General features: G+C 44.7%; 21 protein-coding genes. All 21 read right to left on the reverse strand.

What is annotated here, in order from left to right:
• Window positions 1–36: 36 nt before the first annotated feature.
• Window positions 37–1,446 carry a sensor histidine kinase gene (locus RGU72_RS09125; protein WP_416200159.1) on the reverse strand — a complete coding sequence of 470 codons (1,410 nt, stop codon included), beginning with the start codon at window positions 1,444–1,446 and terminating at the stop codon, window positions 37–39.
• A 77-nt stretch (window positions 1,447–1,523) separates the two neighbouring features.
• Window positions 1,524–2,204, reverse strand: coding sequence for a response regulator transcription factor (locus tag RGU72_RS09130; protein ID WP_322119428.1), 681 nt, complete (start codon window positions 2,202–2,204; stop codon window positions 1,524–1,526).
• Between the two features lie 581 nt (window positions 2,205–2,785).
• The gene (locus RGU72_RS09135) at window positions 2,786–3,358 is read right to left on the reverse strand and encodes a hypothetical protein (protein ID WP_322119429.1); all 573 of its coding nucleotides are present in this window, start codon (window positions 3,356–3,358) and stop codon (window positions 2,786–2,788) included.
• 7 nt (window positions 3,359–3,365) lie between these two features.
• Window positions 3,366–4,025 carry a hypothetical protein gene (locus RGU72_RS09140; protein ID WP_322119430.1) on the reverse strand — a complete coding sequence of 220 codons (660 nt, stop codon included), beginning with the start codon at window positions 4,023–4,025 and terminating at the stop codon, window positions 3,366–3,368.
• 70 nt (window positions 4,026–4,095) lie between these two features.
• Window positions 4,096–4,764, reverse strand: a complete 669-nt coding sequence (locus RGU72_RS09145; RefSeq protein WP_322119431.1) for a hypothetical protein — start codon at window positions 4,762–4,764, stop codon at window positions 4,096–4,098.
• Window positions 4,765–4,920: 156 nt separating this feature from the next.
• A complete protein-coding gene (dapA, locus tag RGU72_RS09150) occupies window positions 4,921–5,928 on the reverse strand; it encodes a 4-hydroxy-tetrahydrodipicolinate synthase (RefSeq protein ID WP_322119432.1) in 1,008 nt (335 codons plus the stop codon).
• Window positions 5,929–6,026: 98 nt separating this feature from the next.
• Window positions 6,027–6,464 (reverse strand): hypothetical protein, encoded by a 438-nt coding sequence (locus RGU72_RS09155; RefSeq protein WP_322119433.1) that lies wholly within the window; start codon window positions 6,462–6,464, stop codon window positions 6,027–6,029.
• Window positions 6,465–6,679: 215 nt separating this feature from the next.
• Window positions 6,680–7,255, reverse strand: coding sequence for an NUDIX hydrolase (locus RGU72_RS09160; RefSeq protein ID WP_322119434.1), 576 nt, complete (start codon window positions 7,253–7,255; stop codon window positions 6,680–6,682).
• A complete protein-coding gene (locus tag RGU72_RS09165) occupies window positions 7,248–7,556 on the reverse strand; it encodes a DUF2818 family protein (RefSeq protein WP_322119435.1) in 309 nt (102 codons plus the stop codon). The genes RGU72_RS09160 and RGU72_RS09165 overlap by 8 nt, the downstream gene beginning before the upstream one ends.
• Window positions 7,557–7,577: 21 nt before the next feature.
• Window positions 7,578–9,053 (reverse strand): NADH-quinone oxidoreductase subunit NuoN, encoded by a 1,476-nt coding sequence (nuoN, locus tag RGU72_RS09170; RefSeq protein ID WP_322119436.1) that lies wholly within the window; start codon window positions 9,051–9,053, stop codon window positions 7,578–7,580.
• Window positions 9,054–9,153: 100 nt separating this feature from the next.
• Complete coding sequence (locus tag RGU72_RS09175; RefSeq protein ID WP_322119437.1) at window positions 9,154–10,647, reverse strand: NADH-quinone oxidoreductase subunit M; 1,494 nt, start codon at window positions 10,645–10,647, stop codon at window positions 9,154–9,156.
• Between the two features lie 22 nt (window positions 10,648–10,669).
• Window positions 10,670–12,736 carry an NADH-quinone oxidoreductase subunit L gene (gene nuoL / locus RGU72_RS09180; RefSeq protein ID WP_322119438.1) on the reverse strand — a complete coding sequence of 689 codons (2,067 nt, stop codon included), beginning with the start codon at window positions 12,734–12,736 and terminating at the stop codon, window positions 10,670–10,672.
• Between the two features lie 92 nt (window positions 12,737–12,828).
• Window positions 12,829–13,137: an NADH-quinone oxidoreductase subunit NuoK gene (gene nuoK / locus RGU72_RS09185; protein ID WP_322119439.1), complete on the reverse strand. Its 309-nt coding sequence runs from the start codon at window positions 13,135–13,137 to the stop codon at window positions 12,829–12,831.
• Window positions 13,134–13,796 carry an NADH-quinone oxidoreductase subunit J gene (locus tag RGU72_RS09190; RefSeq protein WP_322119440.1) on the reverse strand — a complete coding sequence of 221 codons (663 nt, stop codon included), beginning with the start codon at window positions 13,794–13,796 and terminating at the stop codon, window positions 13,134–13,136. Before RGU72_RS09190 ends, nuoK begins: the two co-directional genes overlap by 4 nt.
• A 27-nt stretch (window positions 13,797–13,823) precedes the next feature.
• Complete coding sequence (nuoI, locus tag RGU72_RS09195) at window positions 13,824–14,312, reverse strand: NADH-quinone oxidoreductase subunit NuoI (protein ID WP_322119441.1); 489 nt, start codon at window positions 14,310–14,312, stop codon at window positions 13,824–13,826.
• Between the two features lie 13 nt (window positions 14,313–14,325).
• Window positions 14,326–15,396 carry an NADH-quinone oxidoreductase subunit NuoH gene (gene nuoH / locus RGU72_RS09200; RefSeq protein ID WP_322119442.1) on the reverse strand — a complete coding sequence of 357 codons (1,071 nt, stop codon included), beginning with the start codon at window positions 15,394–15,396 and terminating at the stop codon, window positions 14,326–14,328.
• On the reverse strand, window positions 15,396–17,717 hold the full coding sequence (gene nuoG / locus RGU72_RS09205; RefSeq protein WP_322119443.1) for an NADH-quinone oxidoreductase subunit NuoG: 2,322 nt from the start codon (window positions 17,715–17,717) through the stop codon (window positions 15,396–15,398). Before nuoG ends, nuoH begins: the two co-directional genes overlap by 1 nt.
• Window positions 17,718–17,749: 32 nt before the next feature.
• Window positions 17,750–19,045: an NADH-quinone oxidoreductase subunit NuoF gene (gene nuoF, locus RGU72_RS09210; protein ID WP_322119444.1), complete on the reverse strand. Its 1,296-nt coding sequence runs from the start codon at window positions 19,043–19,045 to the stop codon at window positions 17,750–17,752.
• Window positions 19,045–19,533 (reverse strand): NADH-quinone oxidoreductase subunit NuoE, encoded by a 489-nt coding sequence (gene nuoE, locus RGU72_RS09215; RefSeq protein ID WP_322121601.1) that lies wholly within the window; start codon window positions 19,531–19,533, stop codon window positions 19,045–19,047. Before nuoE ends, nuoF begins: the two co-directional genes overlap by 1 nt.
• Before the next feature lie 40 nt (window positions 19,534–19,573).
• On the reverse strand, window positions 19,574–20,827 hold the full coding sequence (locus RGU72_RS09220) for an NADH-quinone oxidoreductase subunit D (protein WP_322119445.1): 1,254 nt from the start codon (window positions 20,825–20,827) through the stop codon (window positions 19,574–19,576).
• A complete protein-coding gene (locus RGU72_RS09225; RefSeq protein ID WP_322119446.1) occupies window positions 20,827–21,423 on the reverse strand; it encodes an NADH-quinone oxidoreductase subunit C in 597 nt (198 codons plus the stop codon). The genes RGU72_RS09220 and RGU72_RS09225 overlap by 1 nt, the downstream gene beginning before the upstream one ends.
• Window positions 21,424–21,427 lie beyond the last annotated feature (4 nt).

Genomic DNA, 21,427 nt, shown 5'->3' on the forward strand with positions numbered 1-21,427 from the left:
CACGAATCATCGTGGCTTTTTTATTCGCTATCGATATCAAAGTAAATCAGCAGGCTTGGGCAACTTAAACGTAAATTGCGTACCTGATTGTGAGGACTGAGAAGAACTGGCAACCTCGATACGTCCGCCATATACATGGGCAATAGATTGCGATAATGCGAGACCAAGGCCAACCCCTGGTGTTTCTTCCGCGCGGGTGCTGGTACCGCGATAAAACCGCTCAAACAAGTGCGGTAATTCTTCGCGGTTAATCCCTGGCCCTGTGTCGGATACACTGATACTGACCATTCCTCCCTCGTCTGCAAGCGTCACCACCACATTCCCGCCATGGCGAGAAAACTTCACCGCGTTGTCTAGTAAATTGGCGATCACCAAGCTGGCAGAACCACGCGCTACTCGTGCCATGACTTCTGGCGAAGGCGCAATCACAATCCGTATTGCACGCTCCGATGCAATCGCCTCCATACGGCTTACCGCCTCATCCACTAATTGATTGAGGCAAACGACTTCCGAGGTATTATGCTCTTGACCGGCGTCGATCCGCGCCAGGGTTAATAATTCTTCTACCAGCAAACTCAAACGCTCTACTTCTTCCATACAAGAATGCAGCGCCTGAATATAATCGGCAGGTTCGCGCGGTCGTCGCAAGGTGACTTCCAGCTCCATTCTTAAGCGGGATAAAGGCGAACGTAATTCATGTGAAGCATCAGCAGTAAATCGTCGCTGCACCTCAAAACTTTGTTGTAATCGATCCAGCATTTCGTTCAAGGTATCGACCAGGCGCCCGATCTCATCAGAGGTACCGGGATGTGGCAGTCTTTCGGCGAAATTTGCTTCGCCGATGTGGTGCGCCTCTCGCACAATATTATCAATCGCGTTAAATACACGGCGGGTCAGCAACACACCTGCAACGCCAACGGCGACGATCAGGGTCAGCGCCATGATGATAAATAAGATGCTGGCGGAGTCGACTACATGACTGGTGTCATCGAGCGAGCCAGCGACCTGTATCGCCATTAAACGGTTATCGACCCGGATCGGCATAGAGACCATGCGCACTGGCTCCTCACCAAATTTGGGTAAGGTTTCAAACACCGTGTCGCCTTCGGCTAAACGCGATAACAACTCGGAGGGCGCCGGCAATTTTGCCGCCCCAAGGTTGACGCTGCGTGCCAATACCTGTCCGTTAGCATCAATGATTTGTACTAAGCGATCTAAGCGCATTAAGGACGGCGGCGCGGGGCCGGCGGTCGTGTCGTGTACTTTGACCGGGCCTTTTTCAGCCAGCATAGAAATCTCAGTTTCTGCCAGCGCCAGCAATGCTGCGTCTAACTGACCGTGGACCGCGCGGGACAAACTCAGATGTGCAGCAAAGGCGGCGACCGTTAATACGGTGATGATGACAGCCAAATGTACCAGCACCAATCGGGTTCTGAAGTTGAGCAGACTGGTGGTAGTTTTTGGTGACATCTTGTGTGGATCAGCGTTAAAAAATGAATGACGATGGGGCGAAGTTCGCTAAGCTAGGTTGGCGCGCCGGCCTTGATACAAAAGCCCCGACCACGTATGGTTTGTATCAAAGGCGTGTCGCTATTGCTATCTACTTTTTTGCGCAAATTACTGATGTGTGCATCAATCAGATTATCCAGCGAAATGGTGTCAGCTTTCCATACTTGTTCCGCCAAACGCGCGCGACTGATTACCTCGCCCGGATGCCGCAACAAGATTTCTAAGATGGCATATTCCTTGGGCGTTAAGTCTAATAAAACATTTGCCCGCATGACGCGGTGGCTGACTGGATCCAGTGTCAAATCATACGCAGCCAAAATCAAGGGACGACTGATTTCAGAACGTCGTAACAGGGCTCGAACACGCGCCAGTAATTCTTCAAATGCAAAGGGCTTGGTCAGGTAATCATCAGCACCGGTGTTGAGGCCAGTAATCCTGTCAGCTAAAGCGTCGCGCGCTGTCAGCATCATGATAGGTGTCTGGCTGCCGCGCGCCCGCAGATCGCGGCATAGATCTATGCCGTCTTTACCTGGCAGCATCCAGTCTAAAATAATCAGGTCATAGTCGGTGATGAAGGCTTCTTCCTCGCCCTCTTCCGCCGTATGAGCGATGTCGATAATAAAGCCCTCTTCCTGAAAGCCTCGGGCCAACAGGCGCGCTGCTTTGCGGTCGTCTTCAACTAATAATATTCGCATTGGGTGCAGCCATTTTCTGTTGTGGTCTTATTGCTTGTATTAAATTTTGAGCATTCAGCATTCAGCATTCAGCGTCATTTTACTCGTGACTGATAATCGTGACTGATAATCGTGACTGATAATCGTGACTGATAATCGTGACTGATAATCGTGACTGATAATCGTCACTAATGCTCGTGCCTAATACTGGCGCTGCATCTAAATAGAAATTCAGCGTATGTCTGGAAGGCGGCCTAACCGAAGTCAATACATCTATCAATACGTATGCTGGAAATACTTGGGAGACGAGCACCACGCTTTAAGTCCTACTAGCAGGTACTTGATAATGATTGATCGTTGTTAGATGATAGAGCCAAAATATATACTCCCATTCTGTATATACGGAGTGTCCATAGAATGATTGGACAATAGGGCATTTTTTGAAAAATAAATGGGGAGTATATTTTAATCAGGCTACGACAGAAACCCTGAGATGTGACTTTACAGTGAACCGAAATCCAGCTTTTCCCCAATTAATCTGCCGCGCGATAATCCGCTAATCTCAACAAGTATTAAAGCGATATGGATTAAAGCGATGTGTTTTAAAGGAACAGCGCCCTGTACAGACTCTTGCATCTGTCGGGGCTGTCCGTCCCCGCTGGTAGCAAAACGATTTTGACCTGCAGATTTTTCTCCAGCGCGCTGAGGCTGGCAATTTGCTCAAGGCTGGCTGCGGCAGTTTCAATCGCTAATAGTATCGGACGCTCCCAATGATGGCAGCGTACCGCGGCGATCTGCGTTAGCAAGCGCTGCTGCGCCTGGACATCAAAATGTGCTGCGTGCAAATGGAATACCGCCATATCGCAAGACGCCATCAATGCATGGTGTTCAAGATGCTGCTGCCGGTCTTGGTCCTGATATAGATGAATCAAGGTGGTGTGATAAGCGCAGTAAGTCGTTTCCAGCTTAGCCGCCAGACTGCCGGCGCAAATTGAATGCAATGCCGCGCCAGCTTTGAGCTCGATCGCATTCCAGCCAAGCTCGGCATCGGACTGCTGAGAAACCAGCAGTACATTTCTGCCTGCATCTGCCCGCTGTTGTGCAATCGCCTTCGCCAGCGCAGCGCTTGCGCGCATTGAATGCAGTGAGGGGTCAGCCACCATAGTCAAAATCATCTAAGTCCTATCCATGCTGAAAATACAGATGGAGGCCAGTCAACATTCTATCGATCGCAATCACCGCCAGAATCAAACCTAACAAGGTCTGAAAGCCATTAGCGACTAATGCAAATCTACGATAGTTTTGTACATTTTTTAGCGCGATAAGAAGAATGGTCAGCACCAGCATGGCGGCGGCCAAAGCAGCCACAATTTGCCGCGTATGTTCTGGCTGTATCGCGCTTAATAACAAGACTGTCATCATGGCGGTCGGGCTAAAAAGCCGTAGCAAAGACCAGCGCTTCTCATCGAACGGATGGGGGGTTTGATTAATTTGGTGATTAATTTGGTGATTAGCTTGGTGATCAGCTACGTGATTAATTTGCTGATTGGTACGCGGAGACACTTTCATCGTCTTAGAAAAAAATACCATACCCAGCGCAGCCAGTAACAAAATCAATCCAGCACTCACTTGCAGGCTCGCCGTATTGGCTACCGATATTGGAATCCAATATCGAAACGATTGCCCGAATAAGGAGAGTAAAAGCAATATCAACAACAAGCCAGTACACGCGACGAGAATCTGGCGATTGCTGGGTGAAGGCGCTAGTTCTGAGCTCACTCCTGTCGTCATTAGCAAATCGGACTGAGACTTTACGATCAACTTAGGCGACATGCTTAACATGGGATTCAGTACCAAAAGTAGCACAATAAAAAATGAGAAGGTAAATGACATAGCGGCGCTAAAAGATTACTTAATCACCAAAAACTTCGCTGTATAAATCTTGTATTTCTTGTGCTGTTTGCTGATCCGCACATTCGCTGATTGCTAGTCCTTCTTGGTAGGCTTGATGCAACACTGCATCAGCGTGTATCGGCCGGGCAAAGAATTCTGCACAGGGAATGCCGGCGACAAATTGCCTGACAGCGTCTAAGCAGGCGAATGTGGGATAGGTGGAACGGTAAGTGATGACAACGAGAATACGAAGACTGGGATTGAGTTCACGTGCGGTGGCAATTCTTGCGGTGAGTTTGTCTTCGCTAAAGCAATTTGAATCTACAGCATCAAGCATACCTACATTAAATTGATCGGAGTCCAAGGCAATGATCACCAAACCTGCAGCGATCAGTGCCGATCTGCTGCCAAGAGAATCACGAGCCTCAGTATCAATTACGATGTCTTGAAAGCGACAACCTAAATTTTCCAACTCTGGCTGCATGCCTTTGCCACTGATAGCACGCGCCATTACGGCAGGACTGATACCACTGGCATTGCGTTCAGCGCACCAACCTATAGAAGATTGTTTGGGGTCGTTATCAAGCAACAAAACTCTGCGCCCGGTCTGGGTACGTAAGGCCGCAAGACTATCTGCCAGCATTGATTTTTCGGTGCCGCCAGTCTGGTTTGCAATCGTAATTATCATAGTTTATTTTCTTGTACTGACTCTGTTTTAATCGGTTAGGACTTACGCAAAATTGTTCCAGCAAGGCGCAGCGACGACGACATTACTTTAGTACGGCTAGGAGCTGTAACGTAGCTGTAAGGCAGCTGGGGCGGTTTTGCGTAAGTCCTATGGTGTTCAATGAACCAGTTCTGCACTTTGTTCTGAAGCCAGCTCAGCAGAACATTTAGGACAAAATGTCGTCTCGGTGATTAACTGTAATTGCAATTCACTCTGTGATATTTTCGGTGAGTTAAAATTTAATACGCTGGGACTAGGTATCGCCATTACTTGCTCCAAGACTTTTGCTAACTGGAGTTTTCCCTTATTAGACATGGGTGTCATCGGTAAGCGCACGCTGTCTTCCATGCCCCACAACATGGATAAAGCAGCTTTGACCGGCGCTGGATTTGGTTCCGAAAATAGGACTTTAATTAATGGTAATAATTGACTAAATAAGGCTAAGGCTTCTCGCGTTTTTGAGTGCCGTATTAAGTGCAATAAATGGACAAATAAATCTGGGCGTATGTGTGCGGATGCAGAAATAGCGCCCTGCGCGCCCATGGCAAATACATCAAACATCAATGCGTCGTCACCGCATAAAACATTGAGTCCGCTCTGGCTAAGTAGTGCGCTGGTTTGATCTAATTGACCGCCGCAATCTTTAATTGCGACAAACTTAGGATTAACGGCAAGCGCGGCGACCGTTTCTACATCAATATTTACGCCAGTTCTGGAGGGAATGTTATATAAAATAATGGGACGCCCACTCGCTGCGGCCAAGGCTTCAAAATGCAAGCGAATACCTTCTTGCGATGGACGAACATAAGCAGGTGCAGAAATCAGGTAAGCGGCTGGCGCAGTACCAAAACGTTTCAAGCGCTCTACCATCGCATGCGTACCGCTGCCACTTAAACCTAATGCGACAGGACAATTGGCAGGAACCGCTTCTTGAATCGCAGCGAGCAATCGCGCTTGTTCTGTATCATCAAGGGTCGCGGCCTCACCGGTAGTGCCACAAACAACCAGACCTTTGACGCCTGCATCAGTCATTTGCAGAGCAAGTTGTTGAGCGGCTCTCAAATCAATTTTTTGTTGTCGGAATGGCGTGACCAAAGGCACCCAAATACCATCAAAAGTAGTCATGATCAGCTTCTTATATAAGGACAAATGGTTTGACTTCTCAAAATTTGTAACGCTCTTCGCGCTGATGAAACTTAAGCAAACTTGAGCGAACGTAAAATTTAGCGGGCAGGCGCTGGAGAAATTGGGGTGATTTTGCCGAACTCTGCACTAGGCAAGGCAGTCATCACGGCATGGATAATAGTTTCAACCGCTGGCTTAGCCAGGCACAACCAAACGATCATACGACTCGCATGATCGACAGGCTGCATGCGGATATAAGTCACCATCTTGCCGCAACGATTCAAAATCAAATGTCTTAACTCAGTGGCACAATCGCTTTCTACCGTAATGCGCATCATAAAATCTGGCGTAACAGCTTGACGTTGAATGCGATAAGAAACTTTGGGAAGCAAAGTGACTGTCGGCGACGCGTATTTTTGTCTTGCCAGAGAAGAGTTACTATTGTTATTGACGTCAGATACTGTTGTGCTCATCGAGGTCAATGCAGAGACCAGAGAAAAACGCGGAGAACTGCTAATAGAAGTAATGCGATTCATGGAGATTTGCACGGGTTGTTGTGGTGATTCCAAGATAGCACCGGCGCAGTAAAGATTCTCTAAAAAGGTCCGCTGAAGATATAAACATTACATAAAAATGACTTATCGGCTTTTTACTCCGCCAACAAAAAAGCCACTTTTTTCAAAGTGGCTGACTTGGTCTTCAGTTATGCGTTTAATCTATCTGATCAATTTCTTTTGTGATTTTTAGATACTCACCAATTTTCAGAGAGTACTTTTTGTAGCCAGAAACTACCGATCACTGTTTTTACATCCGTAATTTTTCCTGTTTTTACCCAATCGAGTAACTCGGGCAAAGTGGCATGGAAAGTTTCTAAAAACTCCTCTTCATCCAACTGCGATTCGCCTGCAATCAGGCCACGTGCAAGAAAAATATCCAGGTGTTCGTCCGAATAGGCAATTGCGTTATGAATGGTGCATAGGTAGCGCCATTCGGTCGCTGTATAGCCTGTCTCTTCGCGTAATTCACGCTGGGCGCACACTAAAGCATCCTCATTTGGATCGATCTTACCAGCAGGGAATTCAATAAAGACTTGATTCAACGGATAACGAAACTGGCGTTCCATTAGTACAGTACCGTCGTCAAATACAGGCAAGATAACGACTGCGCCGGGATGTTTGATGTACTCGCGTGTCACATGCTTACCGTCGGGTAAGCTCACCGTATCTTTTTCTACTTTAAGAAAACTACCGGAGTAGGCCAACTCACCGCTGACTTTAGTTTCTGCCAAATGTGGATTTGTCGCTGCATCCAAAGTCAATTTATCCATGTTGTTTTCTCAAATACCGATAAACAAATCCAGGGAAAGCGAGAACCAAGAATAAACATGCCGTGATTGAGTAGAACTCCCACGTTTGTGTAAATCGATTACCCGCTTGAGCTTCTAATAAACTAGCTAAGCTACCGATCACAAAGTAGAGAACAATCAGTTCTAGCAAACGACACCAGAGAGGTTTAACAAGCCAGGTTTTCACAGAGATAAAAGAAAACAAACGCTCATTAAAAAAAGGCAAATTGGCGGCGATTATGGATAAAATAATCACTAGCCAACTTGAGGCGGATACATCCACTTTAGATTCCTACCAAGTACATCAGGAGGCCAGTGTCTTGATGATCGCATTACTGCATGCTGCCATCAATGCCCCAGGCATCAAACCCATGGCTAATACCGCGATACCATTAATACTTAAGACAATACGCATATCGGTGCTTGCGATGATAGGACTATTATCTGCAGGCTGATCAAAGTACATCAATTTGACAATGCGTATGTAGTAGAAGGCACCAATCAGGGAGAACAAGACAGCTGCCACAGCCAACCATACGTGCCCTGTAGCCAGAACAGCTTTAAGTACGGACAACTTAGCGTAGAAACCCATCATTGGAGGAATACCTGCCAAAGAGAACATCAACAGTAACATCACTAATGCAAACCAAGGACTACGTTTATTCAAACCCTTTAAATCATCGAGATTTTCCGCCTCAAAACCTGAGCGCGACAACAACATGATGACGCCGAATGTACCTAAAGTAGTTAATACATAGGTAATGCTATAAAACATCGAAGCACTGTAGGCTTCAGCCGCAAAACTCGTATTGCCATCGACTACACCTGACAACAGACCAAGCAACATAAAACCCATTTGTGAAATAGTCGAGTAAGCAAGCATACGTTTCAGATTAGTCTGTGCAATCGCAGTGATATTACCGACAGCCATCGACATCACTGCCAATACGATCAACATTTGCTGCCAATCCACCGCCATTGGGAACAGGCCTTCAACCAACAAACGGAAACATATTGCAAACGCAGCCAACTTAGGTGCACCACCCAGTAATAAAGTTACAACCGTTGGGGAGCCTTGATATACATCGGGCACCCACATATGGAAAGGAACCGCACCCAATTTGAAGGCCAAACCAGCAACCAGAAAGACAATACCAAATACCAAAATCAACTTATTTGCCGCTGGTGAAGCAGCAGCTTTAGCAACTTCGGACAAATCCAAAGAACCTGTAGCCCCATACAACATAGAAATACCATACAAAAGGAAGCCAGAAGCTAATGCGCCGAGAATGAAGTATTTCATCGCGGCTTCAGTAGAAATTGTATGATCGCGACGCAAAGCAACTAGGGCATACAAAGACAAAGACATGAGTTCTAGACCGAGGTAAATCACCAGAAAATTATTCCCAGAGATCATTACCATTTGTCCCAATAGAGAGAACAAGGCCAGTACATAAAACTCACCTCCCAATTTTCCGTTTGTCATGCCACGATCAGAAGCATATTGACGTCCGTAAATTAAAGTCAAACCAACTGCAATGTATGAAAATATTTTAAGAAGATTCGACATCGGGTCCGATACGAACATCTTATTACTAAAATAAATTGAGCCGTCACCACTAGGGTTGATCAAAGTCAAAACGCCGCATATGACCAAACTCAATATGCTCAACACATATGTCACATTGCGCTTATCGTCTGCAAGAAACATGTCAATCAGCAAAATAACGCAGATTGCTGAGAGCAAGAAAATTTCAGGATAAAGTGGTATCAGGTTCATATAGTTTCGTTTGTACTAGGTACTAGCATTGATCTGGATCTAAGCAGGCTGCAAAAACGTCAGCCTGCTTTCAGTCTTTTAATTTATATTGAATGCTCAATCAAGGCGCTATTTTTGATGTTGCGACATGCTTCAATAAATCAGCCACAGAAACCTGCATTGCATCTGTAAAAGGTGCTGGATACAAACCCATCCAGATCACAGCAATCGCTAAAATACCGAGCATAAAAAATTCACGTTTATTGATGTCAGCTAATTTGGCAACGTGCTCGTGAACTATCGCTCCAAATACAACTCGTTTCACCATCCAAAGCGAATAGGCTGCGCCAAAAATCAATGCTGTCGCTGCTAACATTCCAATCCAGAAATTAAATTGAACAGCTCCCAAAATCACCATAAATTCGCCAACAAAACCTGAGGTTGCTGGCAAGCCGCAGTTCGCCATCGAAAACAAAACGAATAGTGCAGCAAACTTTGGCATAGTATTAACTACACCGCCGTAATCAACAATTTGACGTGAATGCACTCGGTCATACAAGACACCGATACACAAGAACATCGCAGCAGAAATAAATCCGTGAGAGATCATTTGAACAATGCCACCTTGTACTGACATGTTATTAAACATGAAGAAACCAAGAGTGACGAAACCCATGTGAGCGATCGATGAATAAGCTACCAATTTTTTCATGTCTGCTTGCACTAATGCCACCAGACCAATGTAGATCACAGCAATCAGAGACAAGGTAATCATAAAGCCAGACAAGTAATGACTAGCATCTGGCGCGATAGGTAAGGAAAAACGCAAGAATCCATAAGCGCCAAGCTTCAACATAATCGCAGCCAACACAACAGAACCACCAGTGGGTGCTTCTACGTGAGCATCTGGCAACCAGGTGTGTACCGGCCACATTGGCACTTTGACCGCAAATGCCATCAAGAAAGCCAGAAAAATCATGATTTGAGTTGACAATGGCAAAGGCAATTGATGCCAAGCCATGATATCGAATGTATTACCTGCTTTGAAGTACAGATAGATAATCGCAACAAGGGTTAGCAAAGAACCCATCAAGGTGTACAGAAAAAATTTGAAGGCTGCATATACACGATTCGGCCCACCCCAAACACCAACAATAATAAACATTGGTATCAAAGTCGCTTCAAAAAACACATAGAACAACAAACCATCAATAGCGCAGAACACACCTATCATCAAGCCTGAGAGAATCAAAAATGCCCCCATATATTGGGCAACTTGCTTTTCTACTACTTCCCACGCGGCTATCACAACAATCACCGTAACAAACGCTGTTAAGGGTACTAACCAGAGTGAAATACCGTCGATACCCAGGGCATAAAATACGTTAAACCGCTCTATCCAAGCGCTTTTTTCAATAAATTGCATTCCATGCGCAGTATTATCAAAGTGCTGGATCAAAGGAAGTGTCACCAACAAACTGGCAACTGAACCTACCAGCGAGATACTACGGGTCAAACCAGGATTTGTATCCCGACCAAATGCTAGGACAAAGAATCCAAAAGCGATTGGACACCAGATTGCCAGGCTTAATAAGTAAGAAGTTGACTGCATCATGAGTTCTTTTTATATGAATTGCTTATTTAGCGAGAGGAAACATAAATGGAAACATGAAGTAGGTCAAGAAACCTAACACCCCAAGTATCATTACAAACGCATAGTGGTACAAATAGCCAGTTTGGAACAAGCGTACGCCTCTAGACAACCAGCCAACAACTTTGGCGCTACCGTTTACGATCAGACCATCAATCAGGCCTTTATCACCAACGTTCCACAGGCCGTTTCCAAGCATACGTGCGCCGCCAGCAAAAACGATTTCGTTGAATCTGTCCATATAGTATTTATTGTCGAGCAAGTTATAGATAGCGTGCGCATGTTTCTTGATCGCCGTTGGAATTTCAGGCTTAAGCATATAAAAAACATAGGACGTAACAACACCTGCTAAGGCCAACCAAAATGGCAATGATGTGAGAGCATGAATAGCCATTGCTAGAGGACCATGAAATTCCTGGGTAAGCTCTTCCATTGCAAGGTGAGCTTCATCTACGAAAATAACGCCCTTGAAAAAATTACCGAACAACATTGGCTCTATCGCAAAGAAACCTATCACTACCGAAGGAATTGCGAGCAAGACTAGTGGCAGCCAAACTACCATCGGCGATTCGTGTGGCTTTTGCCCGGGAGCCAAGCCATGATGATGTTCGTCGTGATCATCGTGTGCGTCGGCATGATGGTCATCGTGCGCATCCTGATGACCATGCGCATGTCCAAAATTCTCTTTACCGTGGAATACCAAGAAGTACATACGGAAGGAATAAAATGCAGTAACAAATACGCCAGCCAGAACAGCAAATTGTGCGAAACCAGAACCAACGATATGACTCGCTTGCACCGCTTCGATAATGCTATCTTTTGAATAAAAACCTGAAAATAATGGAGTACCAATTAAAGCTAAAGAACCTAACAAAGATGTAATCCATGTAATCGGCATGTATTTACGCAAACCGCCCATGTTCCGAATATCTTGGTCATGATGCATACCGATAATCACGGAACCAGCAGCAAGGAATAATAAGGCTTTAAAGAACGCATGTGTCATTAAATGGAATACAGCAACCGAATACGCAGACGCACCCAAGGCCACGGTCATATAACCTAATTGCGACAAGGTTGAGTAAGCAACTACACGTTTAATATCATTTTGTATGATGCCTAAGAATCCCATGAACAGGGCAGTAATGGAACCTATCACCAGAATGAAAGACAATGCAGTGTCTGACAGTTCAAACAGAGGCGACATGCGCGCTACCATGAAGATACCTGCAGTAACCATCGTCGCCGCATGAATCAACGCAGAAATCGGTGTCGGGCCTTCCATTGAATCCGGCAGCCATACATGTAAAGGAAATTGTGCCGACTTGCCCATTGCACCAATGAACAAACAAATACAAGCAACCGTTATCAACATCCAGTTAGTGCCCGGTAATAAGAATCTAGCCAACTCTTCTTTTTTAGCGAAAACTTCTGCGTAGTTCATAGAACCAGCGTAAGCCAGCAGCAAACCAATGCCTAAAATGAAGCCAAAGTCACCTACACGATTGACTAAGAAAGCTTTCATATTTGCGTAGATAGCAGTTGGTTTTGTATACCAAAAGCCAATCAAAAGATAAGATACCAAGCCTACTGCTTCCCAACCGAAAAAGAGTTGTAGGAAGTTATTACTCATTACGAGCATTAACATCGAAAACGTGAATAATGATATGTAGGAAAAGAATCGGTTATAACCTTCATCGTCCTTCATATATCCAATGGTATAAATGTGCACCATCAACGACACAAAAGTCACAACACACATCATCATAGCGGTCAGACTATCCACTAGAAAACCGACTTCGAGTTTAAGTCCTGCTACTTGCATCCATTGATAGAGAGTTCCATTGTAAGAAGCGCCATCAATCACCGATGACAGCGTCATACAAGAGATAATGAAAGCTATCAATACTCCTAAAATAGTAACCGTGTGAGAAACCTTACGACCAACTAAGTTACCAAAAAATTTAGTGCCTAACAAACCTGCAATAGCAGAACCCGCCAAAGGCGCTAGAGGTACTGCTAGTAGTAAATGTGGGTTAAGTTGCCCCGCCATAATGACCCTTTGTGAGCTTATTGCTTTTTTAAACTGCCAGTGAATTTCATAATTTGCACTTATCTTAGAACATACAAATTAATAGAATTTACTTACCCCTTAAGTGCATCTAAATCTTCTACGTTGATAGTATCCAAATTACGGAACATTACTACCAGAATCGCCAGGCCAATTGCAGATTCAGCCGCAGCCACAGTCAAGATAAAGAATACAAAAATCTGTCCAGCCGCATCACCCAAATAATGTGAGAAAGCGATGAAATTCATGTTCACAGCTAAGAGCATTAGCTCAATTGCCATCAGCAAAACTATAATATTTTTGCGATTAAGAAAAATACCTACAATAGATATTGCAAACAGAATTGCTCCCAATATCAGGTAGTGCGTCAATGTCAAAGTCATTTCGCCTCCGTTTTCTCTGTAGCAATGGCGGCATTAAAACCATTACCTGCTCTATTCCTCGCACGCTCAGAATCAGCAACCATATTGACGATACGGATTCGGTCTTTACTTTTAACCTTGACGGCTTTGGATGGATCAAAATATTTACTGTCTTTACGACGACGCAAAGTTAATGCTACGGCTGCGACAATGGCTACTAATAATATTGCCGCTGCTACTTCAAAAGCAAAAGCGTACTCTGTAAAGATCGCTATGCCTAGCGCTTTGGTATTTCCTATATTCTCAGCAGATGCTGGAATGCGATTATCCGGACGCAAAAATCCACGCCATAACACCGCTGACATTTCTAATACAATCAATACACCAACACTAGCGGCTAAAGGAAAATGACTCCAAAATCCCTGGCGCAGCTTATCCATATTAATGTCAAGCATCATGACAACGAATAAAAACAGTACCATGACAGCACCAACATAAACCAATACTAAAACAATAGCTAAAAACTCTGCTTTCAGAAGTAACCAAATACCAGCAGCAGTAAAAAAGGCAAGTACTAAAAACAATGCTGCATGCACAGGACTACGTGCGGTAATCACTTGAACTGCGGCAAAAACCAATATCGCCGCAAATACATAAAATAAAATGGTTGTAAATTCCATATTGAGCTAAATCCTGGTTATCCCTGATTAACGATAAGCTGCATCAACACTACGTGCTGCTGCAATTTCAGTTTCGTAGCGATCACCTACGGCCAATAGCATTTCTTTAGTGAAGTACAGATCACCGCGTTTTTCGCCGTGATATTCAAGTACATGCGTTTCAACAATCGAATCAACTGGACAAGACTCTTCACAAAAACCACAAAAGATACATTTAGTCAGATCAATATCGTAACGAGTTGTCCTACGCGTACCATCTTCACGTAAATCTGACTCAATCGTAATTGCCATTGCAGGACAAACCGCCTCACATAATTTACAAGCAATACAACGTTCCTCACCATTTGGATACCGACGCAATGCATGTAAACCGCGAAAGCGTGGAGACTGAGGTGTTTTTTCTTCAGGAAACTGTACGGTAATCTTGCGGGCAAACATATAGCGTCCCGTGAGAGCTAAACCCTTAATCAATTCACGCAACATCAAGCTGCCGAAAAAGTCTTTAATTGCTTCCATTTTTTTGAGCCTCTTACTTCCAAATATTCCAGGATGTTTGCATCCATGCAGCCACGATAACTAGGTAGACTAAAGTCAATGGAATAAACACTTTCCAACCTAAACGCATGATTTGATCATAGCGGTAGCGTGGGAAAGAAGCGCGCGCCCATATAAACATCGATACAACAACAAACGTTTTCAAACCTAGCCATATCCAGCCTGGTAACCAGGTTAAAGGTGCGATTTCAACTGGGGAAGACCATCCCCCCAGAAACATAAGGGATGCCATTGCAGAAATTAAAATCATATTGGCGTATTCTGCCAAGAAGAACATCGCAAAAGACATACCTGAATATTCAACCATGTGACCAGCAACGATTTCAGACTCCCCTTCAACCACGTCGAAAGGATGTCGATTAGTTTCTGCAATACCCGAGATGACATACACGACGAATACTGGCAACAAAGGTAACCAATTCCATGAAAAGATATTCAATCCGTAACTTGCAGCAAAACCATGTGTTTGACTATTTACAATGTCGGTTAAATTCAGACTGCCAGATACCATCAGTACGATAACTAACACAAAACCCATTGCAATTTCATAAGAAACCATCTGCGCAGAGGCACGCATAGCGCCCAAGAAAGCATATTTGGAATTAGATGCCCAGCCTGCAATGATAATTCCGTAAACTTCCATTGATGTAATCGCCATAACCAAAAGCAAACCGGCGTTTACATTCGCCAACACAGTTTCTGGTCCGAATGGAATGACAGACCATGCAGCGAGTGCCGGCATAATTGTCATAATTGGCGCCAAAATGAACAGTACTTTATTCGCTTTAGCGGGAACAATAATTTCTTTTAAAAGCAATTTGAGGGCATCTGCAATTGGCTGTAATAAACCAGCGGGGCCAACTCGGTTAGGGCCAAGGCGAATGTGCATCCAGCCGATCATCTTACGTTCCCATAGGGTCAAGTAAGCAACGCACCCCATTACTGGCAAAGTAATGCACACAATTTTAACTAAGGTCCAAACCAGTGGCCAAAGAGCACCTAAATATTGTTGGCCATAGGCTTCTATGGTGAGCAGCAAACTCATTACGCACGCTCCACTGTAATAGCACCAAACATCGGCCCTAAAGACTTAGTAGCTATATGACCGGCAGCAATTCGCACGACGTTATCAGGCAAATTTTTACCCAACATAGCTGGCAAGGTAGCCGAACCTTGGCCTTGTGACACTTTGACGTAATCGCCTTCTTTTAAACTTAACTGAGCAAATTGTACTGAACTCAAAAATACTTCTGGTGCTTTTGCATCCACAGTTTTTTGCAAAGATTCTGATCTTCTTACTATCGCATCAGTACTATAAATTGCCACATCCGAGACTCGCTCCAAACCTGCGGATACTGATGACGAAAATACCGGAACTTGCGCACTGATGTTGTTCAACAGCGTAGATAATGCAGTTAAATTTTCACCCAACACAGAATCACGAACAGATTCTGAAGTTTCAAATTCGAAATTTGGCAAGTCTAATAAATTACCTAACACGCGCAAGACTTTCCAAGCTGGACGGGTATCACTTAGCGGCTTGACAACGCCATGAAAACTTTGAGGACGTCCCTCACAATTAACGAATGTACCAGCGGTTTCTGTAAATGGGGAAACAGGTAATAAGACGTCAGCATAATCAAGTCCATGCTTATAAGCCGATAAAGAAACAACCATTTCTGCTTGATCTAGAGCGAACTTTGCCTGTTGAGGATTAGCGCAATCAAGCTCAGGCTCAGCATGTAATAAAATATAAGCTTTTTTAGGTTGCGCAAATAGAGATTGAGCGTTGGTAGCAATGTTTGGTATTGCTCCAGCCAAATATCCACCAACCGTATTTGCTGCCTCCGTTAAATAACCAAAACCAGCATTAACATTTTGCGCTATCCATTGTGCCAAAACATGTAATTGACAAGCCTCAGGATGCTGGGCGGCCGCATTACCCAAAAACACTCCAGAGTTATTTTTCAACAGACTCTCTGCAATTGCTACTGCTACTGCAGATGCTTGTACATGCTCAAAACCGGAAGGTTTAGGAATCTCTTTTTTAGTCGCAATTACAACCGCTACTTCTGCTAAAAAACTCAACCAAGCTGATGGCGCAATAACAGCATTATTTGCCAAACTGATTAGTAACTCATCATCCGTTGCATGTAATACATTTAACTTTGCACCCATTTTTACCGCTTGGCGCAAACGTGCAGCTAACAATGGATGATCCTTACGCAGAAAAGAACCGATTACAAAAATATTTTTCAATTGAGAGAAGTCAACAATGGACATACCCAACCATGGTTTAACCTTGTCATCAATAGAAAAATCTGACTGACGTAAGCGGAAGTCGACATTATCTGAACCAAGGCCGCGAACTAAACGCTGTAACAACGTCAATTCTTCTAAAGTTGAATTAGCAGTAGCTGCTGCTGCAATCGCTACAGCACCATGCTCATGCTTGATATTCCGTAATCCATGTGCGACATACTCTAACGCAGTCTGCCAATCGGTTTCTTGCCACTGACCACCTTGTTTAATCATAGGTTTAGTCAAGCGCTCCGTGCTATTTAAACCTTCATAGGCAAAGCGATCTTTATCAGAAATCCAGCATTCGTTGACTGCTTCATTTTCCAGCGGAACAACCCGCATCACTTTGTTATTCTTTACCTGAATAATCAAGTTGGAGCCTAAACCATCATGTGCGCTAATCGATTTACGGCGAGACAGCTCCCAAGTTCGGGCAGAGAAGCGAAACGGTTTAGATGTTAACGCTCCTACCGGGCACAGATCAATCATGTTTCCGGACAATTCGGAGTCCACCGTCTTACCAACAAACGAAGTAATCTCTGCATGCTCACCACGACCAAGCATTCCTAGTTCCATTACGCCAGCGATTTCCTGGCCAAAACGAACACAACGGGTACAGTGAATACAGCGGCTCATTTCTTCCATAGAAATAAGCGGACCGACATTTTTATGAAAAACCACACGTTTTTCTTCGTCGTAGCGTGAACTACCTGCGCCATAACCTACAGCTAAATCTTGAAGTTGACACTCGCCGCCTTGGTCACAAATTGGACAATCAAGTGGATGGTTAATCAGGAGAAATTCCATTACTCCCTTTTGTGCCTTAATCGCTTTATCGCTATTGGAACGCACAATCATGCCAGCGGTCACCGGCGTAGCACAAGCTGGTAAAGGCTTAGGGGCTTTTTCTACTTCAACCAGACACATGCGGCAATTAGCCGCAATAGACAATTTTTTGTGATAGCAAAAGTGAGGAATGTAGGTGCCAAGTTTATTTGCAGCATCCATTACCATGCTGCCTTCTTGCACTTCGACTTTTTTGCCGTCTATTTCGATTTCAACCATGGTTTACTCTGAAGTACTCTATCTGAGCTGGCTTAAATGTAAGCAGGAACCAAGCAATGTTTATGCTCGATGTGATATTCAAATTCTTCGCGGAAATTCTTAATGAATGCGCGGACTGGCATCGCTGCAGCATCACCCAACGCGCAAATTGTTCGGCCTTGAATGTTGTCAGCGATCGAGTTCAGCATATCCAGATCATCTGGCCTGCCCTGCCCGTTCTCGATACGATGAACCATACGATACATCCAGCCTGTACCCTCGCGACAAGGAGTACATTGACCACAGGATTCTTCAAAATAGAAATAGGACAAACGTAATAAAGATTTAACCATGCAACGGGTTTCGTCCATCACGATCACGGCACCAGAACCCAACATTGAACCCGCCTTAGCAATGGAATCATAATCCAAGTCGGTAGACATCATTACGTCACCTGTAATTACTGGAGCCGATGATCCGCCAGGGATCACAGCCTTAATTTTCTTACCCCCACGCATACCGCCAGCGAGTTCTAACAAGGTAGCGAATGGCGTACCCAATGGAATTTCGTAATTACCGGGCCTTTCCACGTCGCCAGAAATTGAAAAAATCTTAGTGCCACCATTATTTGGCTTACCTAAAGCTGCATATTTCTCACCGCCCATTGCGAAAACAAACGGGACCGCGGCAAAAGTCTCCGTGTTGTTAATCGTAGTTGGCTTGCCATACAAACCAAAGCTAGCGGGGAATGGTGGCTTAAAGCGTGGTTGCCCCTTTTTGCCCTCCAAAGACTCTAGCAAGGCCGTTTCTTCACCACATATATATGCGCCATAACCATGGAAAGCATGTAACTGGAAAGAGAACTCAGATCCATGAATTTTATCGCCCAGCATTCCTGCCGCACGAGCCTCTTCGAGAGCCTCTTCAAAGCGATCATAATCAGCAAAAATTTCCCCATGGATATAGTTATAGCCGACAGTGATACCCATAGCATAAGCACCAATCGCCATACCCTCAATTAAAGAGTGCGGGTTATAACGAATTATGTCCCGATCTTTAAATGTACCCGGCTCACCCTCATCTGTATTACAAACCAAATACTTTTGCCCAGGATATTGACGTGGCATAAAGCTCCACTTCAAGCCAGTAGGGAAACCCGCACCGCCGCGACCACGCAACGATGATGCTTTTAGCTCAGCAATTACTTGCTCTGGTGGGATTTTCTCATCAAGAATACGCTTTAAAGATTGGTAGCCACCACGTGCCACATAATCTTGTAGATGCCAATTTTTGCCGTCTAAACCCGCAAGAATCAAAGGATTGATATGGCGATTATGCAGACTCGTCATTATTTACCCGTCTCTGTGAGTTCGGAAACCAGCGAGTCAATTTTTTCATTCGTCATAAAGCTGCACATGCGTTTATTATTTACCAGCATGACTGGCGCATCACCACAAGCTCCCATGCACTCACCCTCAACTAAAGTAAATAAGCCATCTGCACTAGACTCTTTATAGCCCAATCCAAGCTTAGCTTTTAAATGATTCGCAGCTCGTTCGCCACCAGACAGAGCGCAGGGCAAATTAGTACAAACTGAAATCTTGAATTTACCAACTGGCTTCGTGTTGTACATGTTATAAAACGTAGCAACCTCCTGAACAGCAACAGCAGGCATACCGATGTAGTCGGCTAAAGTCTGCATCACTGCAGGGGAAACCCAGCCAGTCTCGTCCTGCGCAATAGCCAATGCAGCCATAACAGCTGATTGACGCTGATCGGCAGGGAACTTTGCAAGTTCACGATCAATTTTTTTAAATGCCTGCTCTGATAACACCATAGCTTTTGCCTCTATTGTTGACACGCCGTGATTAAATAATCTAGCGGTCAATCTCACCAAACACAATATCTTGCGTACCGATAATCGTCACCGCATCAGCAATCATGTGACCTTTTGCCATCTCATCCAAACCCTGCAAATGCGCAAATCCAGGTGCTCGAATTTTTAGACGATAAGGCTTATTCGCACCATCAGACATCAAATAAATACCAAACTCACCCTTTGGATGCTCAACTGCGGCATAAGCCTCACCAGCAGGAACATGAAAACCTTCAGTAAATAATTTGAAGTGATGGATCAATTCTTCCATGTTGGACTTCATATTCACACGTGAAGGAGGCGCAACTTTATGATTTGCACTAATCACGGGGCCAGAATTATTACGCAGCCATTCAACGCATTGCTTGATAATGCGGTTTGATTGGCGCATTTCCTCAACGCGAACGAGGTAGCGATCATAACTATCCCCGTTAACACCGACAGGAATATCAAAATCTAACAAGTCGTAAACTTCATAGGGCTGTTTTTTACGGAGATCCCACTCAATACCAGAGCCACGCAACATTGGGCCAGTAAAACCCATCGCCTTAGCACGCTCAGGAGAGACAACTCCAATCCCTACCAACCGCTGCTTCCAAATTCGATTATCAGTCAACAAGGTTTCGTATTCATCAACATAGGTTGGGAAGCGATTAGTAAAATCTTCAATAAAATCGAGCAAAGATCCTTGGCGATTTTCATTCAACGCACGCATCGCCTTATCATTCTTCAGCTGTGAAGTAGTGAACTTTGGCATCTGCTCAGGTAAATCGCGATACACGCCACCAGGACGATAGTACGCAGCATGCAAACGAGCGCCGGAGACAGCCTCGTAGCAGTCCATCAAATCTTCGCGCTCACGGAAAGCATACAGAAATACGGCCATCGCACCAACGTCAAGCGCATGCGCACCTATCCACAATAAGTGATTTAGAAGACGAGTAATTTCGTCAAACATTACGCGAATATATTGGGCTCGTAATGGCACTTCCAAACCAAGCATTTTTTCTATCGCCATCACATAGGCATGCTCGTTGGCCATCATCGACACATAATCGAGTCGATCCATATATGGCACAGATTGCAAATAGGTTTTTTGCTCTGCCAACTTCTCAGTACCGCGATGCAACAATCCAATATGAGGGTCAGCTCGCTGAATTACCTCACCATCCAACTCAAGCACAAGACGTAACACACCATGCGCAGCAGGATGTTGCGGACCAAAATTTAATGTGTAATTTTTAATTTCAGCCATTATTTGATCCCATAGTGTTCTTCACGAATAATGCGCGGTATGTTCTCACGCGGATCTATCGTTACTGGCTGATAAACAACTCGCTTTTGCTCAGGGTCATAGCGCATTTCCACATAACCCGAGACTGGGAAATCTTTACGGAAAGGATGACCGATGAAACCATAGTCAGTAAGAATCCGACGCAAATCATTGTGGCCATCAAACAAAATACCAAAAAAGTCGAATGCTTCTCGCTCGTACCAATTAGCCGCATTCCACACATCTATCAGGGAAGGCACGACTGGCATCTCGTCATCTGCAGCAAATACTCTGACTCGCAAACGCCAGTTATGATGAACTGACAGCAAGTGCGAAACAATCGCAAAACGAGCACCGTCCCAAGCACCATCGCCGTATGTAGAGTAATCGACACCGCACAAATCAATCAACTCTTCGAACTGAGTAGACGCGTGATCGCGCAAATCTCTCATAACCTGCAAATACGCTGTCGGCGCTACGACTATCGTCAACTCCCCCAAAGCAAGGGTAGATCGCAACAGTCTGTCGCCCAACACATCTTTTACAGCAGTATCGAGGATTTCTAATTTTGTAGTCATAGTA

The organism is Undibacterium sp. 5I1, from assembly GCF_034314085.1.
GTDB lineage: Bacteria > Pseudomonadota > Gammaproteobacteria > Burkholderiales > Burkholderiaceae_D > Undibacterium.